Genomic DNA, 19,907 nt, shown 5'->3' on the forward strand with positions numbered 1-19,907 from the left:
GGCGAGGACGCACGGCCACGGCGTCGAGCCGCGCCACGCGCGGGAGCGGCCGGGGGTCCCCGGTCAGGAGGGAGGGTCCGGCGCATGAGCCCGGCAGCGCATCAGGAGCACGGTGTGGAGGACCTGTGCGCCGCCGGTACCCGGCTGTACGAACGCGCCCTGCACGAGGGCCGGATCCCCGGGCCGGACGCCGAAGAGGCCCCCTGCCTGCTCGACTTCGGCCTGCTGCACCCGTCCGTCGAGGACCTGCACTGGCTGGAGCCGGTACCGCCGGCCGTCGCCCTCCACCGGCTCCTGCGCACGTCGGAGGCCCGGATCGCCCAGGAACGGAGGCGGGAGGCGCGGCTGGCCGAGGAGTTCGAGCGGCTCATGCGGCTCGACAGCCGCAGCGGGGCGATGGCGGACACCGCCGCGCTCCGGGTTCTCAGCGGCACGACCCGCATCAACGACGCCATCACCGAGGCGATGGACGAGGCCCGCCAGGAGGTCCTCTGCGTCCAGCCCCACACCCACTACAACACCGCGCGGGGTGCCAGGGCCCAGGTGGTGGCCATGTCCCGCGACCAGGCCCTGCTCGACCGGGGCGGCCGGATCCGCACCCTGTACCAGCACACGCAGCGTCACATGCCCCTCGTGCACGCCCGCTACGAGCAGCTGCGCGGTGACGTCGAGGCCCGCACCCTGGACGAGGTCACCGACCGGCTCATCCTCGTCGACCGCACGGTCGCCTTCATCCCCGCCGGCGATGACGGCCTGCTCGCCCTGGAGGTCCGCCACCCCGCCCTGGTCTCCTACCTCGTCACCGCCTTCGACCGGCTGTGGCGCCTGGCCACCCCCATGCACCCGCAGGCCGTCCACCAGCCCACCCTCAACGGCGTCACCCCCCGCCAGCACGCCATCGCGGCCCTGCTCGTCGAGGGGCACACCGACGCCGTCATCGCCGAGCGCCTGGGCATGAACGTCCGCACCGCCCGCGTCCACATCGCCAAGCTCGCCGCCACGCTCGGCAGCGACAGCCGCGCCCAACTCGGCTACCTCATCGCACGGTCGGGGATCCTTGATCAGGGATCGTGAGACGGGTGGACGTGTGGACGTCCAGGCCGGCCTGGGCGATGCGGACGCCCAGCTGGGTGCGGCTGGCCGCGCCCAGGGTCTCCGACAGGCGCGCGATGTGGGCCCGGCAGGTGCGGACGCTGATGCCCAGGCGCTCGGCGATGACCGCGTCCTGGTGGCCCTCCGCGAGCAGGGCCGCGATGGACTTCTCGCGGTGCGAGATGCCCTCGATGCCGGTGTCCGGGATCGGTGCGGCGAGGGGGATCGCCAGGCGCCACAGGCGCTCGAAGACGGTCACCAGGTACGAGATCAGCGCGGGGTGCCGCAGCTCCAGCGCCATCGTCCGGTCGCTGTTGGCCGGGATGAAGGCGACCGTGCGGTCGAAGAGGATGAGCCGGTCGGTGACCTCGTCCAGCGTGCGCGCCTCCACGGCGTCGCCCATCAGTTCCAGGTAGGTGAGCAGGCCCTGGCCGTGCCGGGCCACGTGGTTGTACAGGTCGCGCATCCGCACGCCCCGGCCGCGCAGGGCCAGCGCCCGGTGCAGTCCCTCGGTCAGCTCGTGCTCGCGGCGGATGCCGCCCGGCTGCACGGTGAGGACCTCCGTCGTGCAGGCCGCCGTCGCCTCGTCCATCGCCGCCTGGATGCGGGACAGGCCGTCCAGGACGCGGATCGCCGCCCCCTCCGCGGGGGCCATCGCCAGTTGCCGGCCCAGGCCCGCGTACCACTCGAACGCGGACACCGCCGTCCCCACCCGCCGCTGGCTCGCGGTGACCTCGTCGTAGACACCGCGCAGGAGCCGGGTCATGACCTCCTGAGGCGCGGTGGGCACCAGGAAGTCCATGTCGTCGGGGTCGGGATGCAGCAGGGCCAGCTCCAGCAGGCACGGCACCGTCTCCGCGTCCCGGCGCGACACCCGGCCCCGCCGTACGGCCCGGGAATACACGCGATCCCCGGCTTCGCACAGTCGGTCAGCACCGTGTGGATGCTCATCCGTCCCGTGCCCGGTCATCGCCCATCCCACCCCCGCTGTCCGCTGCTTCCGCAGCGCAACTATGCGCGGACAGGGCGTGGTCCGCAACACGGCTCCCCGCGGCGGGACCGTCGGAAACCACCGGTTCGACCGACTATCTCCCGGCCTCCGCCCCCGGCCGTTGCAACAAGCTGACGGTGGTTGCCGCCGGCGCGGGGGCGCATCGCGCCGACCGCTTCCCCCGGCCGCCGGTGCCCGTCCCGCCTCCGGGTACCGGACGCCGGCCCGGGCGCCCCCCACCCGGCCGGGTCACGACCCTCCCCATCCGGACGCCGGCACCCGACAATGCCGGGTATGCGTCCGAAGGCACTGTGCGCGGCGGCAGGAGCGGCCCTGGCCGTCCTGCTGCCCTCTCTGGCGGCCTGTGACGGGGGCAGCGGGGAACCGGCGGCCTCTCCGGCCGCTCCGGTGCCCGCGCGGGCCTCTCCGGCCGCCTCCCGCCCCGTCGGGGACGGCCACTTCGTCTTCACCGTGCTGTCGCTGCGCTGCGGGCTGCCCGCGGTGACCGGGACCCACAGCGAGGCCCAGCCGGACGGGCAGTTCTGCTCCGTCCGGCTCCGGGTGCGCAACGCCGACCCCGGCTTCCACACCTACGTCGCCGCCCGGCAGCGCCTCCAGGACGCCGACGGCACCCGCACCGGCCCCGACCCGTTCGCGATGGCCGTACGCCGCCAGCACGAGACGGTGGAGGTCGGCGGCCACGACCTGATCGAGGTCGAGGTCTGGTACGACGTCCCCGGGGATGCGCGCATCACGGGCGTGCGCGTGTCCGGGGACCGCGATCCGGCCGGCTACCTCAGCAGCGAGACGGTGGCGTACGACCCGCAGGGCGTCCTCGTGCCCGGTGTCCCGGTCATCGGCTGACCGGCGTCGCCGGGGGCGCCGCCCCGCCCGGGGCACGGAGCGCGCCGCCCGGCGCGGGCCCGGCGCGGTCTACTTCAGCTTCAGCGCCGCGCAGTCGGCCGCGTACTGGGCCGTGCAGATCTCGGAGATCTTGTAGATTCCGTCGGCGACCACGGTTTCCTTGATGTTGCTCTTGGTCAGCGCCACGACGGTCACCAGCTGGGCCGGGATCTTCTTGTTCGTGGGGCTGTCGACGTGGTCGTCGGCGAGGGCGGCGAACTGGATGTCGTGGCCCTGCACCTTGGCGACCGCCATCTCGGCGGCGGCCTCGGCCTCGGCGGGGTAGGACTTGTAGACGCTCATGTACTGCTCGCCGGCGATGATGCGCTGCACCGCGTCCAGTTCCGCGTCCTGTCCGGTGATCGGCGGCAGGTCGGTGACGCCCGCGGCGTGCAGGGCCTTGATGATGCCGCCGGCCATGGCGTCGTTGGCGGAGTAGATGCCGCGGATGTGCGAGGCACCGATCTCGCTGATCGCCTCGACCATGTTGGCCTGGGCGTTCTTCGGGTCCCAGTCCTTGGTGTCGTAGGACCGGGCGATGCTGACCTTGCCGGAGAGCTCGGACTCGGCGCCCTGCTTGAACTGCTTGGCGTTGGGGTCGGTGGGCGACCCGTTCATCATGACGATCTTGTACGACGTGTCGGCGTCCGAACCCAGGGCGTCCAGCAGGGAGCGCGCCTGGACCTCGCCGACCAGCTCGTTGTCGAAGGAGACGTACGCGTCGATCGGACCCTCGGCGAGCCGGTCGTAGGCGATGACCGGAATGCCCGCCTCCTTGGCCTTCTTCACCATGCCGGCGACGGCGTGCGAGTCGACCGCGTCCAGCAGGATGACGTCGACCTGGTCGTCGATCATCTTCTGTATCTGGCTGGCCTGCTTGTCCGCGTCCTGCTCGGCGTTGGCGTACTCCACCTTGCCCTTGTTGCTGGTGAGCGAGGCGACCTTGGCCTTGATGATGGGGTAGTCGAACTTGTCGTACCGGGTGTTGACGTTCTCTGGCAGCAACAGGCCGACCGTGACGTCGTCGCCCTTGGTCGGGCTCGCATCCGCCCCGTCGCTCGTCGCGTTCAGCACGCCGCAGCCGGCGAGCGAGAGGGTCATGGTGGATGCGACCACGGACAGGGCGATACGGCGCATTCGGGGACTCACTTCAGGTACGTGACGGCGGGGCGCGCGGCGCGCCCACGTGACTGAAAAGACAACGCGGCGACGCCGTCCGGCGTCAAGACCAAGCACTTAACGAGATAACAACATCACGCTCCGCTTCACGCGTGAAGACCCCGCAGAGACGTGTGAAACCAGGTTTGGCCTGCTCTTTACCACCAGTCCCCTCGCTTGCGTGTGGTGACCGCATGCGGGGCCCGCCCCCGCTGCGACCCGACCGGAGGACCGTATGAACCCGGCCAGAATCGCGACGGTCGTGGCGCTCGCCACCACGGGCGGACCCGGAACCTCCCCGACGGCGAGAGCCTCCGCCACGCGGTCGTCCCCGCCGACGAGGACGGCAACGCGCCGGACCCGTCCACCGGAGCCGTGCGGGCACCGGCAACAGGAGAGGCCCGCGGGTTCGTCGAACCCGCGGGCCCTTCCGGAAGGTGCGCGCGGCATCACGCGGCTGACGTGGCGTCAGTCGGTGGGTGGCTGCTGCCGCTTGGGGCGCCACACCACCAGGGCGCTGGTCTGCTGGACCTCCTGATAGGGAACCAGGTCACGGCGGTAGGAGGCGTGGACCGCGGCCTCCCGCTGCTGCATCGCCGCCGCCGCGCCGTCCAGGGCCGACTGGAGTTCGGCGACACGGGACTGCAGGGCGGCGACCTGGTTCTCCAGTTCGATGATCCGCTTGATGCCGGCGAGGTTGATGCCCTCGTCCTGCGACAACTGCTGTACCTGGCGGAGGAGTTCGATGTCGCGGGCCGAGTAGCGGCGCCCCCGGCCGGCGGTGCGGTCCGGGGACACCAGACCCAGCCGGTCGTACTGGCGCAACGTCTGCGGGTGGAGACCGGAGAGCTGGGCCGCCACCGAGATGACGTAGACCGGGGTGTCCTCGGTCAGCTGGTACGGCGGAAACCCCCCGCGCTGGCGGGGACGACGGCCTTCCATCTCTCTCAGTCTCCCTTCGCGGCCTCGAACAGCTCCGCACGCGGGTCCTCGCCCGCGGTCGCCTCGCGATACGCCTCCAGTGCGTCACGAGCCTTCCCCGACAGGTCCCCCGGAACACTCACCTCGACGGTGACCAGCAGGTCACCGCGCGTGCCGTCCTTGCGGACCGCGCCCTTGCCCCGGGCGCGCATGGTGCGGCCGTTGGGGGTGCCGGGCGGCAGCTTCAGCGTCACGGCGGGTCCGCCGAGGGTCGGCACCTTCACCTCGCCGCCGAGCGCGGCCTCGGCGAAGGTCACCGGGACCGTCACCGTGAGGTTGTCGCCCTTGCGGCCGAAGACGGGGTGGGTGGTGACGTGGACGACCACGTACAGGTCACCCGCGGGGCCGCCCCGCTCGCCCGGCGCGCCCTTGCCGCGCAGCCGGATGCGCTGCCCGTCGGAGACCCCGGCGGGGATGCGCACCTGCATCGTGCGGGACGACTTGGCCCGGCCGCTGCCCTTGCAGACCTCGCAGGGGTTCTCCGCGATCAGGCCGCGCCCCTTGCAGTCCGGGCACGGGTCGGTCAGCGAGAAGCCGCCACCGGTACCGCGCGCCACCTGCCCGGTGCCGACGCAGGTCGGGCACACGCGGGGCGTGCCGTTCCTGTCGCCGGTGCCGGAGCAGGCCTTGCACGGTGCCTGCGAGGACATCCGCAGCGGGACCGTGGCGCCCTCGATGGCCTCCGTGAAGGAGAGCGTGACCTCGGACTCGATGTCCTGACCGCGACGGGGCTGGGTGCGGGTGGTTCCGGCACCGCCCCGGTTGAACAGGCCTCCGAAGACGTCGCCGAAGCCGCCGCCCGCGGTCTGGGGGCCGCCACCGCCCCCGAAGAGGTCGCCCAGGTCGAAGTTGAAGGAGCCGCCGCCCCCGCCCGGACCCGGGCGGAAGCCGCCGTTGCCGAACAGGGCGCGGGCCTCGTCGTACTCCTTGCGCTTCTTGGGGTCGCCGAGGACGTCGTTCGCCTCGGAGATCTCCTTGAAGCGCTCCTCGGCCTTGGCGTTGCCCTTGTTGGCGTCCGGGTGGAACTCGCGGGCGAGCTTCCGGTACGCCTTCTTGATCTCGGCCTCGGTGGCGTCCTTGGGGACGCCGAGGACCTTGTAGTAGTCCTTCTCGATGAAGTCCTTGGTACTCACCCTCGACGTCCCTCCTTCCCCTCGTTGACGGTGATCGCGTCAGCCCTCGTCCGGGCCACCGTTCTCCTTGTCCTCGGCCGGCTCGGACTCGGACTCCTCGGCCTTGACGGTCTGCGTGCCGGGCTGCGGTTCGGCGACGGCCACCCGCGCGGGGCGGATGGTGCGCTCACCGATGCGGTATCCGGGCTGCAGGATCGCCACGCAGGTCGTCTCGGTGACGTCCGGCGCGTACGAGTGCATCAGTGCCTCGTGGATCGTCGGGTCGAAGGGCTCGCCCTCCTTGCCGAACTGCTGGAGCCCCATCTTCGCCGCGACGGTCTCCAGCGACTCGGCGACGGACTTGAATCCGCCGACCAGTTCGCCGTGGTCCCGCGCGCGGCCGATGTCGTCGAGCACGGGCAGGAGCTCGGTCAGGAGGTTCGCCACGGCGATCTCCTTGACCGCGATCCGGTCGCGTTCGACGCGGCGGCGGTAGTTCTGGAACTCGGCCTGGAGCCGCTGGAGGTCCAGGGTGCGCTCGTTGAGCGCGGTGCGCACCTGGTCCAGCTGGGCCACCAGGCCCGCGTTCTCGTTCGCGTCCCCGGCCGGGGCCGCCCCCTCCTCGGGAGCGGCCTTCGACTCGGCGTCGTCAGCGGTCGCGCCGGAGGGGACGTCGGGCTTCTCCTCGAAACCCGGGGTCTCCTCCGTCATTACGCGGCACCGTCCTTGCGCTCGTCGTCGACGATCTCGGCGTCCACCACGTCGTCGGCGTCACCGGCGGGCGCACCGCCCGCGGCACCGCCGGCGGCGCCCTGCGCGGCCTGGGCGTCGGCGTACATGGCCTGGCCCAGCTTCTGCGAGACGGCGGCGACCTTCTCGGTGGCGGTGCGGATCTCGGCGGAGTCCTCGCCCTTGAGCTTCTCCTTCAGCTCTCCGACGGCGGCCTCGACCTCGGTCTTCACCTCGCCGGGAACCTTGTCCTCGTTGTCCTTGAGGAACTTCTCGGTCTGGTAGACCAGCTGCTCGCCCTGGTTGCGGGCCTCGGCGGCCTCGCGGCGGCGGTGGTCCTCCTCCGCGTACTGCTCGGCCTCCTGGCGCATGCGGTCGACCTCGTCCTTCGGCAGCGAGGAGCCGCCGGTGACGGTCATCTTCTGCTCCTTGCCCGTGCCCAGGTCCTTGGCGGTCACGTGCATGATGCCGTTGGCGTCGATGTCGAAGGAGACCTCGATCTGCGGGACGCCGCGGGGGGCCGGCGGCAGGCCGGTCAGCTCGAACATGCCGAGCTTCTTGTTGTACGCCGCGATCTCGCGCTCGCCCTGGTAGACCTGGATCTGCACGGACGGCTGGTTGTCCTCGGCCGTCGTGAAGATCTCGGACCGCTTGGTCGGGATCGTGGTGTTGCGCTCGATGAGCTTGGTCATGATGCCGCCCTTGGTCTCGATGCCGAGGGACAGCGGGGTGACGTCGAGCAGCAGGACGTCCTTGACCTCGCCCTTGAGGACACCGGCCTGGAGCGAGGCGCCGATGGCGACGACCTCGTCCGGGTTCACGCCCTTGTTGGCCTCCTTGCCGCCGGTCAGCTCCTTGACGAGCTCGGCGACGGCGGGCATGCGGGTCGAGCCGCCGACGAGGACCACGTGGTCGATCTCGGACAGCTGGATGCCGGCGTCCTTGATGACGTTGTGGAACGGCGTCTTGCAGCGCTCCAGCAGGTCCGCGGTCAGCTGCTGGAACTGGGCGCGCGTGAGCTTCTCGTCCAGGTGCAGCGGGCCCTCGGCGGAGGCGGTGATGTAGGGCAGGTTGATCGAGGTCTCGGTGGACGAGGACAGCTCGATCTTGGCCTTCTCGGCGGCCTCGCGGAGGCGCTGGAGGGCCATCTTGTCCTTGGACAGGTCCACGCCGTGGCCGGCCTGGAACTGCTTCACCAGGTAGTCGACGATGCGCTGGTCCCAGTCGTCACCACCGAGGTGGTTGTCACCGTTGGTGGCCTTGACCTCGACGACACCGTCGCCGATCTCCAGCAGCGAGACGTCGAAGGTACCGCCACCGAGGTCGAAGACGAGGATGGTCTGGTCGTCCTTGTCGAGGCCGTACGCCAGCGCGGCGGCGGTCGGCTCGTTGACGATGCGCAGGACGTTCAGGCCCGCGATCTCGCCGGCCTCCTTGGTGGCCTGACGCTCGGAGTCGTTGAAGTACGCCGGGACGGTGATGACCGCGTCGGTCACCTTCTCGCCCAGGTAGGCCTCGGCGTCCCGCTTCAGCTTCTGCAGGATGAACGCGGAGATCTGCTGCGGGTTGAAGTCCTTGCCGTCGAGCTGGATCTTCCAGTCGGTGCCCATGTGGCGCTTCACCGAGCGGATGGTCCGGTCCACGTTGGTGACCGCCTGGCGCTTGGCGACCTCGCCGACCAGCACCTCGCCGTTCTTGGCGAAGGCGACGACGGACGGCGTGGTCCTGGCACCCTCGGCGTTGGTGATGACGGTGGGCTCGCCGCCCTCCAGAACGCTGACGACGGAGTTAGTCGTGCCCAGGTCGATGCCGACCGCACGTGCCATGGTTGATTCCTCCAGCTGACTTGAGTGGAACAGGCTCAAGTGTGCACGACTGTCCCCGCTCGGTCAACAGACCTGAGTCAACTGCACTCAACTCTTATCCGTTCCTTACGCGCAATGGGGCTTCGACCTGCGGAGATGCGGCCGGCGCGGGCACCCGCGGCTGCCGACGGGGCCCGTACGGCTTGACGCGCAGCAGCCCGCCCACGACGGCGAGGACACCGCCCGCCACCCAGAACGCGGCCCCGGCGCCGACCCAGCCGCAGTGCACCAGCACCCCGGCGAGCACTCCGCCCGACGCCCCGGCGCCCAGCAGGACGACCACGCCCCGCGGGGCGACGCCCAGCCGTCGCAGCCGGTGCGCGAGATGGTCGGGTCCGCTCTGCAGCAGCGGCCGTCCGGCCCGCCGGCGGGAGACGACGACGAGGACGACGTCGGCGACACCGAGCGCGGCGAGCGAGAACAGCACGCCCGCGGTGGGGGCCGGGCCGTACCCGGTACGGGTGAGGACCGCCGCCGAGGCGAGCACGAAGCCGGTGAACAGTGCCCCGCAGGCGCCGAGCCCGGTCCGCGCGGGAGGCCAGTTGTGCATGAGGAACCCGATGAGGGCCGCCGCCAGCACGCTCAGCAGGACGGCGAGTCCGTCCCTCACCTCCACCGCCGCGCAGGCGCCCGCACCGAAGGCGGTGACCGCACCGACGGTGCCGGCCAGGGCGTCCGCGTGGTCGAGGGAGCGGAACGCGAGGGTGGCGCAGACGACCCAGCCGACCGCGAGCAGCCCGCCGACCGGGCCGGTCTCCCCGAACGGCACCACACAGGCCGCCGCCACCGCCGTACCGGCCGCCAGGAAACGCACCCTGAGCCGCCACACGTCCGCGGCGAGCCCGAGGGCCGCGAGGGCGGTCCCGGCGACCAGCAGGGAACCGATCCCCTCCCCGAGACGGGCGACCCCGCCGAGGTGACCGGCGACGGACACCAGGCAGGTGGCGAGGACGACGGCGGCGCCGCCGAGCAGCGGCAGGGGCCGCGCGCGACCCCGGCGCGCGGTGACGCCCAGCCGGAGGGCGGGCACACGGAGCAGGGCGGCGAGGGCGGCGGAGAGTACAAGGGCGGCGGTGGCGGCGGCGATCCCGTAGAGCACGGATATAAGTTAGTGGCGAATGTACCAATTTCATGCGATTAACACGAACGGGACGCCGCCACCTCGAACCGGGCGCCATGAGGTGACCCTCAGCGACACAGATCACCGCACGCCTGGCTACAGTGCGGCGAAGGATGCAGGTAGTCTCGTACGGACTGCATAAGTTACCGCTTAGTAATGTCGCTCGACTCGAGGCCGCCTCAGGAGCCCCAATGCAACTCGCCGCGATCATCGTGTCGCTGGTCCTGATCGTGGTCGGCGCGGCACTGTTCGGCCGCGCCCTCCTCCAGATCTGGAACTTCATGCGGCTCGGCCAGCCCGTGCCCGCCGGTTCCCGGACCGACAACCCCGCCCAGCGCACCGTCACCGTGATCAGGGAGTTCCTCGGTCACACCCGGATGAACCGCTGGGGTCTCATCGGTGTGGCGCACTGGTTCGTGGCAGTGGGCTTCTTCTCGCTGCTGCTGACGATCGTCAACGCCGTCGGCCAGCTCTTCCAGGCCGACTGGCTGCTGCCGGTGATCGGCGACTGGACGCCGTACAACGTCTTCGTCGAGTTCATCGGCACGATGACGACGCTCGGCATCCTCGTCCTGATCGTCATCCGCCAGCTCAGCAAGCCGAACAAGCCCGGCCGCAAGTCCCGCTTCGCCGGCTCCAACTTCGGCCAGGCCTACTTCGTCGAGGCCGTCATCCTCATCGTCGGCGTCTGCATCTTCATGCTGCACGCCCTGGAGGGTGCCCAGCACCACGTCGACGGCTACGAGGCCTCCTTCTTCATCTCCTACCCGGTGGTCGACCGGCTGGAGGGGACGGACCTCTCCACCCTCCAGAACCTCACCTACTTCTTCGCCGGCCTGAAGATCGCCACGTCGTTCATCTGGATGATCACGGTCGCCCTGAAGACCGACATGGGTGTGGCCTGGCACCGGTTCCTGGCGTTCCCGAACATCTGGTTCAAGCGCGAGGCGGACGGCGGCACGGCGCTGGGCGCGCTCCAGCCGATGACGTCCGGCGGCGAGCCGATCGACTTCACCGACCCGGGCGAGGACGACGTCTTCGGCGTCTCCCAGGTCGAGCAGTTCTCCTGGAAGGGCCTGCTGGACTTCTCCACCTGCACCGAGTGCGGTCGCTGCCAGTCGCAGTGCCCCGCCTGGAACACCGGCAAGCCGCTCTCCCCGAAGCTGCTGATCATGTCGCTGCGGGACAACGCCCACGCCAAGGCGCCGTACCTGCTCGCGGGCGGCGGCAGGACGATGGAGGGCGAGGAGAAGGCGTCCGAGGAGCAGCTGGCCGGTGTGCCCGCCGCGGCGCTGGCCGAGGCGGAGCGCCCGCTGATCGGCACCGCCGAGGAGAACGGCGTCATCGACCCGGACGTCCTGTGGTCCTGCACCACCTGCGGCGCCTGCGTCGAGCAGTGCCCCGTCGACATCGAGCACGTCGACCACATCGTCGACATGCGCCGCTACCAGGTCATGATCGAGTCGGCGTTCCCGTCCGAGGCGGGCACGATGCTCAAGAACCTGGAGAAGAAGGGCAACCCCTGGGGCCTGGCGAAGAAGCAGCGCCTGGAGTGGCTCAAGGAGGTCGACTTCGAGGTCCCGGTCGTCGGCAAGGACATCGAGGACCTCTCCGAGGTCGAGTACCTGTACTGGGTCGGCTGCGCCGGCGCCCTGGAGGACCGCGCCAAGAAGACCACCAAGGCCTTCGCCGAGCTGCTGCACATCGCGGGCGTCAAGTTCGCGGTCATGGGCGGCGACGAGAAGTGCACCGGTGACTCCGCCCGCCGCCTGGGCAACGAGCCCCTGTTCCAGGAGCTCGGCATGGAGAACGTGATGGCCCTGAACACGGCGTTCGGCGAGGAGCTGGACGACGAGGGCAAGGTCACCGAGGAGTCCCGCAAGCCGAAGGCGGCGAAGAAGATCGTCGCCACCTGCCCGCACTGCCTCAACACCCTCGGCAACGAGTACCCGCAGCTCGGCGGTGACTACGAGGTCATCCACCACACCCAGCTGCTCCAGCACCTCGTCGACGAGGGCAGGCTGATCCCCGTCACCCCGGTCGAGGGCATCATCACCTACCACGATCCGTGCTACCTGGGCCGCCACAACAAGATCTACACGCCGCCGCGCGAGATCATCGGCAAGGTCCCCGGCCTGCGCAACGAGGAGATGCACCGCCACAAGGAGCGCGGCTTCTGCTGCGGCGCCGGCGGCGCCCGGATGTGGATGGAGGAGCGGATCGGCAAGCGGATCAACAACGAGCGCGTCGACGAGGCCCTGTCCCTCAACCCGGACATCGTCTCCACCGCATGCCCGTTCTGCCTGGTGATGCTGACCGACTCGGTCAACGGCAAGAAGGCCGCGGCCGAGAGCGGCTCCGCCACGGGCGTCACGGCGAAGGAGTCCATCCAGGTCGTCGACGTCGCCCAGCTGCTGCTGGACTCCGTCAGGACGCCGGTCGATCCGGCGGGGGAGTCGGAGACCGAGCCGGCGCCGGAGCCCGAGCCGGTGCAGTGACGGCAGCCTGACGACCCCGCCCCTCGTACACGACGGCGCCCCCACCGGCAGGGGGCGCCGTCGTGTACGAGGGGCGAGCGGGGCGGGGACCGGCGGGGGCAACGGGCGTCGTGCGGGGCCGGGGGGCGACGGGGGGCGACCGGCGGGCACGGCGGCCCGCGCCGGGGGCGCGACCGGCCTGCCTCAGGCCAGGAAGGTGAACGGCTCCCGCGGCCGGAACTCGGCGGAGACCTCCCCGGCGAGCCCGTCGCGGGCAACGTCGACCGCCATCACCTCTGCTCCGGAAGCCAGATCCACCTTGTCGAGGTCCACCCACACCACCGACGGCTCGACCGTCGACTCGAAGTAGTAGCGCTTGGCGTCGTGATCGGCGATCGCGCGCCACAACGTGGCGGAGATGTTGGGACGATCGGGGTCCTCCATGCCCAACGGCACGCCTATCGCCCGCATCTGGGAGAAGACCGACGCCACCGCCATCCTGCGGTCCTCGTACTCCGGAGAACTCCTGAGGTTGTAGCTCAGGCGGACGAACCGGTCCGCGGCGCTGATCGTTCCCGGCAGCATGCGGTTCCCGCCGATCAGATCCCAGTAGGCGTTCAGGGCGAGTTGCTGGTCGTACACCGGCGAGTTGGTCATCACGCGGTACTCCGGACCGTGGTGGACGACCGGGTGACCGTCGAGGTACTCGATCACCGCGCAGTCGCCCGAGGGGTCCGACAGCGCCAGGTGCACCAAGGCCATGCGGCCGTTCGGGAGCACCGGAGCGACGATGCTGAACGGGTCCCCGCGCGTCGCTTCCACGGCCTCCGCGACCGTCGCGAAGTTGTCGAGGTAGTACTGCGCCCACCCCCCGATCGAGATCGTCGGCTTGCCGTGCGCACCCGGCTCCCCGTACTCGGACTCGGCCAGATACAGGATGTTGCACACCAACCCCGACGCATTCATCCCGTCGGACGACGCCGCCCCGTAGAACGACGTCACGACCGATCCGAACCTCGACGTCCAGCCGACCGGGCTGCTCCCGGCGCCGCCGTCGCGTTGCATCCCGGCCGGGAAGACCCACAGCGCCGTCTCGGCCGACGGATCGTTCCAGTCCATTCCGCGGCCCGTGATGAACGTGCCGGTGCCCGTGCGATACGTGATCTTGGAACACATGCCGTCCTCCGCTCTCCCCGCTCGACAAGGGTCCTGTCACCAGCCAGGAGGGAGACTCTTCGGCCGTGCCACAGCCCATGGGCCGTCCCGAGGCGGGGCGGCCGGCACCCGTGTGGCCCCGGCTACTCACGGTACGCCGCGGCAAGGAATCCGCCATTCCGGTAGCCCGGAAGTCCCGTTCGAGGTCGACCCCCAGCGCCTCGATCGAGGACATCCCGGTCTCCCGCACCACCCTCGTCGGCCGGCTCTCCCCGGCCACCTGACGGCGTCCGGGCCCCCGAGCACGGCAGACACGAGGACCTCCGGTGCGGTGGGCGGCTGAGCCGCCCACCGCACCGGAGGTCCTCGCCAGGGTCAGGACCCGTTCCTGCCGACGGCGTTCGCCGTCAACCGCTCCAGGCCCAATGCCGGCCGGTACTGGATCTAGGCCTTCTTCGGCTCGGCCTGCTGCACCACCTCGAAGGACCACAGCGTCGAACCCGAGGCGGCGGGCTTCGGCTTCTCCCCGCCCTCCCCGCCGCCCTGGTGCGCGGCCTTCATCGGCCCCTCCATCCACGCCTGGAAGGACTCCTCGTCCCGCCACCGCGTGTACACCAGGTACTGGTCGGTGCCCTCGACGGGGCGCAGCAGTTCGAACCACTCGAAGCCGTCGGAGCTCTCCACGGTGTGGGCCCGCGAGGCGAACCGCTTCTCCAGCACCTCCCGCTGCTCGGCGGGGACGGCCAGCACGTTGATCTTGACTACGCTCATGGCCCCATCCTGTCGTACGGGTCATCAGGACCGTGTCAGTGGCCTGCCGGCGCATCGGCGCGGAGGCCGGGGGGAGGGGCTGCCCGGGGCGCGGCCGGGACGGCGGGACGCATCGCACCGGCGGACCCGTCGGGCGCGCGCCACCACCGCCCACCCACCCGGCGGGAGCCCTCCCCCTCACCCGCCACCGATACGCCCCCACGGGAAACACCCCCACCAGGGCATGTCACAGGTCCGCAGCAAAGCCGTCCCCGGAAGCCACGGCCCAGCACATCACGCTCCGGAAACAGGTACGTTCGAGAGCGTGGCAGGATTCAGGATCGGACGCGGCGGTCGTAACGACCGCGCCGCACAAGCGCGACCGCAGCACCCCCCGTACGGGCAGCAGGCACCGCAGGGACCGTCGCACGGCTACCCGCAGGCGCCGCAGCACCCGCACCCGCAGGGTCGGCAGCGCCCGCAGTACGGCGGCGCCGCCCCCGGCGGCTATCCCGGCGGTCCCGGCTACGGCGGCAACGGCAGCGGCAACGGATACGGCGGCGGCCAGGACGAGCCGGAGTACTTCGGGGGCGACCCCCGGTACGCGCCCGGCCCGGCCGGCACCCCCGACCCGTACGCGGCGAACAACCCGGGCCACACCCAGGCGTTCTCGATCGACGACCGGGCCCCCTACGACGACGACGGCTACGGCGACGGCTACACCCAGGGCGGCACCTACCAGGCGGGGGCGGCCGCCCCGCCCGGCCCGACCGGCCCGCGCCTGCACTGGAAGGAACTGCTGAAGGGGATCGTCCTCTCCCCCGACCGGACATTCCTGCGCATGCGCGACTACACGATGTGGGGCCCGGCCCTGATCGTGACCTTCCTCTACGGCCTGCTCGCCGTCTTCGGCTTCGACGGGGCCCGCTCGGACGCCATCAACGCCACCCTGGCCAACGCGATCCCGATCGTCCTGATCACGGCCGTCGCGATAGTGGTGTCGGCGTTCGTCCTGGGCGTCGTCACCCACAGCCTGGCACGCCAACTGGGCGGCGACGGTGCCTGGCAGCCCACGGTGGGCCTGTCCATGCTGATCATGTCCCTCACGGACGCCCCCCGCCTGGTCTTCGCGATGTTCGCGGGCGGCGACGCGACCTTCGTCCAGGTCCTCGGCTGGGTGACCTGGGTGGCGGCGGGCGCCCTGCTCACCCTGATGGTCAGCCGGTCCCACGACCTGCCCTGGCCGAAGGCGCTGGGCGCCAGCGCGATCCAGCTGATCGCCCTGCTGTCGATCGTGAAGCTCGGCACGTTCTGACCCCGTCCCCCGCACGCCACGGAAGAGGCCCCCGGCCGCGCCCCTCGCCCCGCGAGACCGGCGCACCGGGGGCCTCCCCGGGCCGGTGTCATGGCCTGCGCCGGGCCCCGCCGACGGAAGATACGTGACATGCCGGCGGGCCGTCACTGTCCGCCACGAGGGGGCCGTCGGCGGGACGGGCCGCGGCGGCACCGTCGACCCGGCTCACCGCCCTCCGCTCCTCACCCCGACGTCATCCGCCGGTCAGAGCGCTTCCTTGTTCGCCCTGGGCGCGTCTCCCGACCTGTGCACGGGCGGCAGGACACTCCAGACGCCGTTGACTGGATGAGGGTAGTTCCGCAGGTACCTTTACGCAGGTCAACGCGGTAGCCAGGGCAGACGCACGGAAACGCGAGGCCGGCGGATGCTCAGCCTCGCGTTCTGGGGTGCTGGTGGGTCACTCGTTGCGGTCAGCGCCACACGGGCTCGATCAAACTCGGGTCGAACCGGCGCTTCCCCCTCCCGGCGGGATGTATGAGAACCGTCGACAGGCTGTGCAAGATCAGGGCTTGCTGACGCTCGATCGGGAGAGACCGGAAGTCCTCGTTGCTGTCGACGGTCAGTGTGGCCGGCTGCCGCCGATCCTTGCTGTGCCGTGCCCGTTCCAGTTTCAACTCGTCACGCCGTCGCTCCAGGTCGGGCAGGAGCTGAAGCAGGGTCGAGACGGTGATCTCCTTGACCTTTGCAGCCTGTGTCAAGGCAGAGATGTCCGCCTCAACATCAGCAAGTGCGGAAGCGTTCGGCCACGGCTCATCCCCTTGCACTGTGGTGCTTGCGGCCCTCTCTCGCTGCTCAGCCAGAACGAGGCTGATCACGAACTCGTCGACGGATTCACCAGCTCGTCCTACCTTCCCGCAACCACCGTTCACCACGGAGCACTGATAGCTGAAGGTAGAACCCTTGGAGTTCGCATTCCGTCGCCTGTTGATCTGCCCTCGAATCTTGGCGTGACAGAGTCCGCAGCGAGCGATCCCGGACAGCAGATACTTCCGCGCCAGCGAACGGCCGGGGAACTTCTGCTTACGCTCTGCAACCACAGCGCACACCGCTTCCCATTCCTCAACGGTGTTGATCGTCTCCCACTGACCGATGACCGGCTGTCCGTCATCATCGAGAAGGATCTCGCCCCGATAGGTGCGGTAACCGCACAGCCGCGGGTTGGTCAGCATGCGCTCGACCAGATGGTGAGGGAGCCGCGTGGTGCCCTCACGGGGATGTGCGAGGCCCCGGCGCTGCCAATCCGTCCGGATGGTGCCGATGCGAACACCGGCCAGCAGTTGACTCTGCGCTGCACGGATGTGCTCTGCGGCAACAGGGTCGACGGTCCGACCGTCTGACTGCCAGCCATAGGGGGCCGGCCCACCACTGGACTTGCCCTGTCGTGCCAGTTCGAGGTGCTTGCGCTGGATACGACGGGACGCGTCGTGAGACGACTTGTTCGCGAACGCCACCATCACACGGGCCATGGTGCGGCCGTCGGCCGCACCGAGGTTCACGTCGTTGGTGACGGTGGCGAACACCCGTCGCTTGCGCTCGTCAAAGAGATCAATGAGACGTTCAAGATCCTTGGGCTGACGCGCGAGCCGATCGAGGTCGTAGGCCACGACACCATCAATCAGCCCATTCGCCAAGTCGCTCAGCATCAGCTCGAACTCAGGCCGCCGGACATTCCGCTTGTACGCGGAGACGTCGTTGTCCTCGTAGACCTTGGCAACCGCCCATCCCCGAAGGTCCGCAAGACGCTCGCAGTCCTCACGTTGGCGTGCGACCCCAAGACCATCACCCTCGTCATCCCGCGAGATGCGCGTGTAAACCGCAACCCTGAGCGCCACCGCTAGGCCCTCCCCTGGAGAACGAGTAGGCGATGCACCCACTCCTCATCCCTCGTCGGCGCATGGCGAAGGTGCTTCGCGATCCATTCGTCCTTCGACATCACAGGCTCACGCTTTGCGGGCTCAGCCCTGCGAGACATCCGAGTCACCCCCATCCCCGTCGGCGAGCGCTTCGCGGGCGGTCTCGCGGTTGAGTTGGATATCGCGATGGATGTTGGCGGCGAGCCAGGATTCGCCGGGGGTGTGGCCGTGTCCGGCGTAGGTCCAGTGGGCGAGGGTCAGGGTGGTCGCCTCCGCGGCGTCGGGGTCGGGCAGGCCGAGGGCTTCGCGCTGCTGCTGAGCGCGGTAGTCGGCGCGGACCTGGCGGAGGGCGCCGAGGGTGGTGGAGTAGCGGCGGGAGCGGGTGGAGAAGTGGCCGCGGAAGCCGATCATGTGGGCCCAGTCCCGGAGCTTGCGGTCCGGGTAGAGCGGGTGGAGGTCGAGGCAGGCTTCGATCAGGTGGCGGGGGTGGTCGGCGATGTCGAGGAGGTCCAGGGCCTCCTTGTTTCCGACGCGGCGGTCGACGGTGCCGGTGGTCTCGGCGGCTTTGGTGGCGTACTTGGCGACGTAGGAGGCGACGGCCTGTTCCGTGATCTCCTCGCCGTCGCCGAAGGCGCCGATGGGCTGCACGTCGAGTTGGGCGCCCCAGCGCAGGGTTCGGGCGGGCTGGTCACCGGCCGGGGGCACGTCGACCGCCACGCGGGCGGCGGCAGCCTTGATCGCGTCGGTGAGGAGGTCCAGGGTGGCCCAGGTCGGGGGTGGGGAGTCCGGTCCCTCGGGGCCGTCGAAGCGGATGACGGCATGGAAGTGGACGGCCCCGCGCTTCTGGTACTCGGCGACCTTGCCGAAGGAGACGCGGGACTGTTCGCGGGCGTCCTTCTGCGTGAGTCCGGCCCGCTTGGCGATCTCCCGGCGCAGGTAGATCGTGAAGTACCGCCAGAGTTCCGAAGCGTGGTTGTTCCACAGCACGGCGGCGGCGTAGTCGTACGTCTCCGGATCAAGGGGAGTGCCGAGTTCCGGGGCGTCCTCGGCGTGGCGGGTGCCGCAGCGGCAGGGCCGGTTCCCCGGACGGTTGTGGACCGGCCCGAACGACGGGGCGGTCAGGGTGGCGAACACCCGGGGGTGATCCCGGACGGTGTCCGGGGTGCCTTTGACGGGGTCGCCGACCAGGCCTGCGCGGATCAGGTGGTAGGTGTCCCCGGCGTAGGTCCAGGCGCATGAGGGGCAGCGGGAGGCGCGGCGGTTTCCGCAGGCGATGCGGAGACGGCGGCCGGGTTCGCTGTCCGTGGTGTAGCTGTGCAGGACCCGGCCGGTGGCCCGGTCACGGGTGACTGTGGAGCCCTGGAGGTGGATCGGGTTGGAGCAGCCGCCGGTGCGGCGGATCTGGTCCTGCATTCGGTCGAAGCCGGGGGAGCCGGCCAGCCTCAGCAGGTCGGCGAGGGTGGCCGGGTCCAGGCCCGCCACGACGGCGGAGTCGGTCACGCCCGGTTCTCCTTGAGGATCGAGCGGATGACCACGGCGCAGACCGTCACGGATGCGGCGGTGACGGCGACCGCGAGGAGCATGGAGACCAGGACCGCGCCCACGACCAGGACCACGGCGCCGCCGCCGGCCACCAGGGCGAGCGTGCTGCCGGCGGTGAGCCGAACGGTGGGCCGGTCGGCGGAGGGTGCGGCCGGAACCGGGGTGTGCGCGGGGGCGTAGGGCACCGGGGTGTAGACGGGGGGAGCCGTGGGGGTGGGAGCCGGAGCGGTGTCCTGGGGCGGGTACTTCGGGGTGAACACGCGGGTGATCCTTTCTGCGGGCGATCAGTCGAGGAGCGCGGCGACGACAGGGGCGAGAACGCTGTGCGCGACGAGGTAGCCCCCGAGGAGGAGCAGGGCGACCAGCCAGCGCGGCGGGCGGGCGAGCTGGACGCCGAGCACGGAGACGACGAGCACGACGAACCAGAGCGGGACGTTCATGGCGGTGATCTCCCGTCAGGCCTTGCAGCGGTGGGTGCGGGCGGCGAGTTCGGCAGCGGCGCGGCTGTCGTACTCGGCGGAGAAGTCGCAGTTGGGTGCCGTGCAGGCGGCGAGGTGGCGGTGACGGCCGCGGGCCAGGAAGGAGGCGACCTGTACCGGGCCGATCCGGCGGACGTTGCGGAACCTGGGGCCGGTCATCAGTGGGCGTCCTCTCCGGTGAAGTCGCGAACGTGGTCGGCGAGCCACTGCCGGATCTCGGGCTGTTCGGCGTCGGTGGCCTGGTTGATCGCGGCCTCACCGAGGGCGAGGGCATCGACGAGCCGGTTGCGGCGGGTCAGCTCTGCGGCGTGCTCCAGGGCCGAGCGGATGGCGGGGCGCATGGCGT

Annotated in this window: 20 protein-coding genes; 5 read left to right on the forward strand and 15 right to left on the reverse strand. The window is 70.6% G+C overall.

Features of this window, described 5'->3' with window-relative positions; all coding sequences use genetic code 11:
• Positions 1 to 84: 84 nt before the first annotated feature.
• Entirely contained in the window at positions 85 to 1,074 is a 990-nt protein-coding gene (locus tag I3F54_RS06885) for a helix-turn-helix transcriptional regulator (protein WP_240117717.1), read from the forward strand.
• Here the strand turns inward: I3F54_RS06885 and I3F54_RS06890 are convergent.
• A complete protein-coding gene (locus I3F54_RS06890; protein ID WP_240117718.1) occupies positions 1,037 to 2,062 on the reverse strand; it encodes a helix-turn-helix transcriptional regulator in 1,026 nt (341 codons plus the stop codon). The genes I3F54_RS06885 and I3F54_RS06890 overlap by 38 nt on opposite strands.
• A gap of 315 nt (positions 2,063 to 2,377) precedes the next feature.
• Between I3F54_RS06890 and I3F54_RS06895 the strand changes: the two genes are divergently transcribed.
• Entirely contained in the window at positions 2,378 to 2,947 is a 570-nt protein-coding gene (locus tag I3F54_RS06895) for a DUF4352 domain-containing protein (RefSeq protein WP_240117719.1), read from the forward strand.
• 69 nt (positions 2,948 to 3,016) lie between these two features.
• On the opposite strand, the gene I3F54_RS06900 is transcribed toward I3F54_RS06895, so the two are convergent.
• From I3F54_RS06900 to I3F54_RS06925, 6 genes are all read right to left on the reverse strand, one after another.
• A complete protein-coding gene (locus tag I3F54_RS06900) occupies positions 3,017 to 4,123 on the reverse strand; it encodes a substrate-binding domain-containing protein (protein WP_240117720.1) in 1,107 nt (368 codons plus the stop codon).
• A gap of 489 nt (positions 4,124 to 4,612) precedes the next feature.
• A complete protein-coding gene (locus I3F54_RS06905; protein WP_240117721.1) occupies positions 4,613 to 5,086 on the reverse strand; it encodes a heat shock protein transcriptional repressor HspR in 474 nt (157 codons plus the stop codon).
• A gap of 5 nt (positions 5,087 to 5,091) precedes the next feature.
• Positions 5,092 to 6,258 carry a molecular chaperone DnaJ gene (gene dnaJ, locus I3F54_RS06910; protein WP_240117722.1) on the reverse strand — a complete coding sequence of 389 codons (1,167 nt, stop codon included), beginning with the start codon at positions 6,256 to 6,258 and terminating at the stop codon, positions 5,092 to 5,094.
• A 39-nt stretch (positions 6,259 to 6,297) separates the two neighbouring features.
• Positions 6,298 to 6,948 carry a nucleotide exchange factor GrpE gene (gene grpE / locus I3F54_RS06915; RefSeq protein ID WP_240117723.1) on the reverse strand — a complete coding sequence of 217 codons (651 nt, stop codon included), beginning with the start codon at positions 6,946 to 6,948 and terminating at the stop codon, positions 6,298 to 6,300.
• Positions 6,948 to 8,792, reverse strand: a complete 1,845-nt coding sequence (dnaK, locus tag I3F54_RS06920; protein WP_240117724.1) for a molecular chaperone DnaK — start codon at positions 8,790 to 8,792, stop codon at positions 6,948 to 6,950. Before dnaK ends, grpE begins: the two co-directional genes overlap by 1 nt.
• A gap of 94 nt (positions 8,793 to 8,886) precedes the next feature.
• A complete protein-coding gene (locus tag I3F54_RS06925) occupies positions 8,887 to 9,930 on the reverse strand; it encodes an MraY family glycosyltransferase (protein ID WP_240117725.1) in 1,044 nt (347 codons plus the stop codon).
• A gap of 212 nt (positions 9,931 to 10,142) precedes the next feature.
• Here I3F54_RS06925 and I3F54_RS06930 point away from each other — a divergent pair, with 212 nt between their 5' ends.
• The gene (locus I3F54_RS06930; protein WP_240117726.1) at positions 10,143 to 12,449 is read left to right on the forward strand and encodes a (Fe-S)-binding protein; all 2,307 of its coding nucleotides are present in this window, start codon (positions 10,143 to 10,145) and stop codon (positions 12,447 to 12,449) included.
• A gap of 183 nt (positions 12,450 to 12,632) precedes the next feature.
• On the opposite strand, the gene I3F54_RS06940 is transcribed toward I3F54_RS06930, so the two are convergent.
• The gene (locus I3F54_RS06940; RefSeq protein ID WP_240117727.1) at positions 12,633 to 13,604 is read right to left on the reverse strand and encodes a linear amide C-N hydrolase; all 972 of its coding nucleotides are present in this window, start codon (positions 13,602 to 13,604) and stop codon (positions 12,633 to 12,635) included.
• A gap of 65 nt (positions 13,605 to 13,669) precedes the next feature.
• Here I3F54_RS06940 and I3F54_RS06945 point away from each other — a divergent pair, with 65 nt between their 5' ends.
• Positions 13,670 to 13,867, forward strand: coding sequence for a hypothetical protein (locus tag I3F54_RS06945; protein ID WP_240117728.1), 198 nt, complete (start codon positions 13,670 to 13,672; stop codon positions 13,865 to 13,867).
• 160 nt (positions 13,868 to 14,027) lie between these two features.
• On the opposite strand, the gene I3F54_RS06950 is transcribed toward I3F54_RS06945, so the two are convergent.
• On the reverse strand, positions 14,028 to 14,354 hold the full coding sequence (locus I3F54_RS06950) for an antibiotic biosynthesis monooxygenase (RefSeq protein WP_240117729.1): 327 nt from the start codon (positions 14,352 to 14,354) through the stop codon (positions 14,028 to 14,030).
• A gap of 223 nt (positions 14,355 to 14,577) precedes the next feature.
• Here I3F54_RS06950 and I3F54_RS06955 point away from each other — a divergent pair, with 223 nt between their 5' ends.
• Entirely contained in the window at positions 14,578 to 15,648 is a 1,071-nt protein-coding gene (locus I3F54_RS06955) for a YIP1 family protein (protein ID WP_240117730.1), read from the forward strand.
• A gap of 449 nt (positions 15,649 to 16,097) precedes the next feature.
• Here I3F54_RS06955 and I3F54_RS06960 read toward each other — a convergent pair whose 3' ends face one another.
• The 6 genes from I3F54_RS06960 to I3F54_RS06985 form a co-directional block, all read right to left on the reverse strand.
• Positions 16,098 to 17,519, reverse strand: a complete 1,422-nt coding sequence (locus I3F54_RS06960) for a recombinase family protein (protein WP_240117731.1) — start codon at positions 17,517 to 17,519, stop codon at positions 16,098 to 16,100.
• Positions 17,520 to 17,642: 123 nt separating this feature from the next.
• Entirely contained in the window at positions 17,643 to 19,040 is a 1,398-nt protein-coding gene (gene repSA, locus I3F54_RS06965) for a replication initiator protein RepSA (RefSeq protein WP_240117732.1), read from the reverse strand.
• Positions 19,037 to 19,342 carry a SpdD protein gene (locus I3F54_RS06970; RefSeq protein WP_240117733.1) on the reverse strand — a complete coding sequence of 102 codons (306 nt, stop codon included), beginning with the start codon at positions 19,340 to 19,342 and terminating at the stop codon, positions 19,037 to 19,039. Before I3F54_RS06970 ends, repSA begins: the two co-directional genes overlap by 4 nt.
• Before the next feature lie 24 nt (positions 19,343 to 19,366).
• Entirely contained in the window at positions 19,367 to 19,522 is a 156-nt protein-coding gene (locus I3F54_RS06975) for a hypothetical protein (protein WP_240117734.1), read from the reverse strand.
• Between the two features lie 15 nt (positions 19,523 to 19,537).
• Entirely contained in the window at positions 19,538 to 19,720 is a 183-nt protein-coding gene (locus I3F54_RS06980) for a mobile element transfer protein (protein WP_240117735.1), read from the reverse strand.
• Complete coding sequence (locus I3F54_RS06985) at positions 19,720 to 19,902, reverse strand: hypothetical protein (RefSeq protein ID WP_240117736.1); 183 nt, start codon at positions 19,900 to 19,902, stop codon at positions 19,720 to 19,722. Before I3F54_RS06985 ends, I3F54_RS06980 begins: the two co-directional genes overlap by 1 nt.
• Positions 19,903 to 19,907: the final 5 nt, after the last annotated feature.

Source organism: Streptomyces sp. MUM 2J (genome assembly GCF_022414535.1).
Classification (GTDB): domain Bacteria; phylum Actinomycetota; class Actinomycetes; order Streptomycetales; family Streptomycetaceae; genus Streptomyces.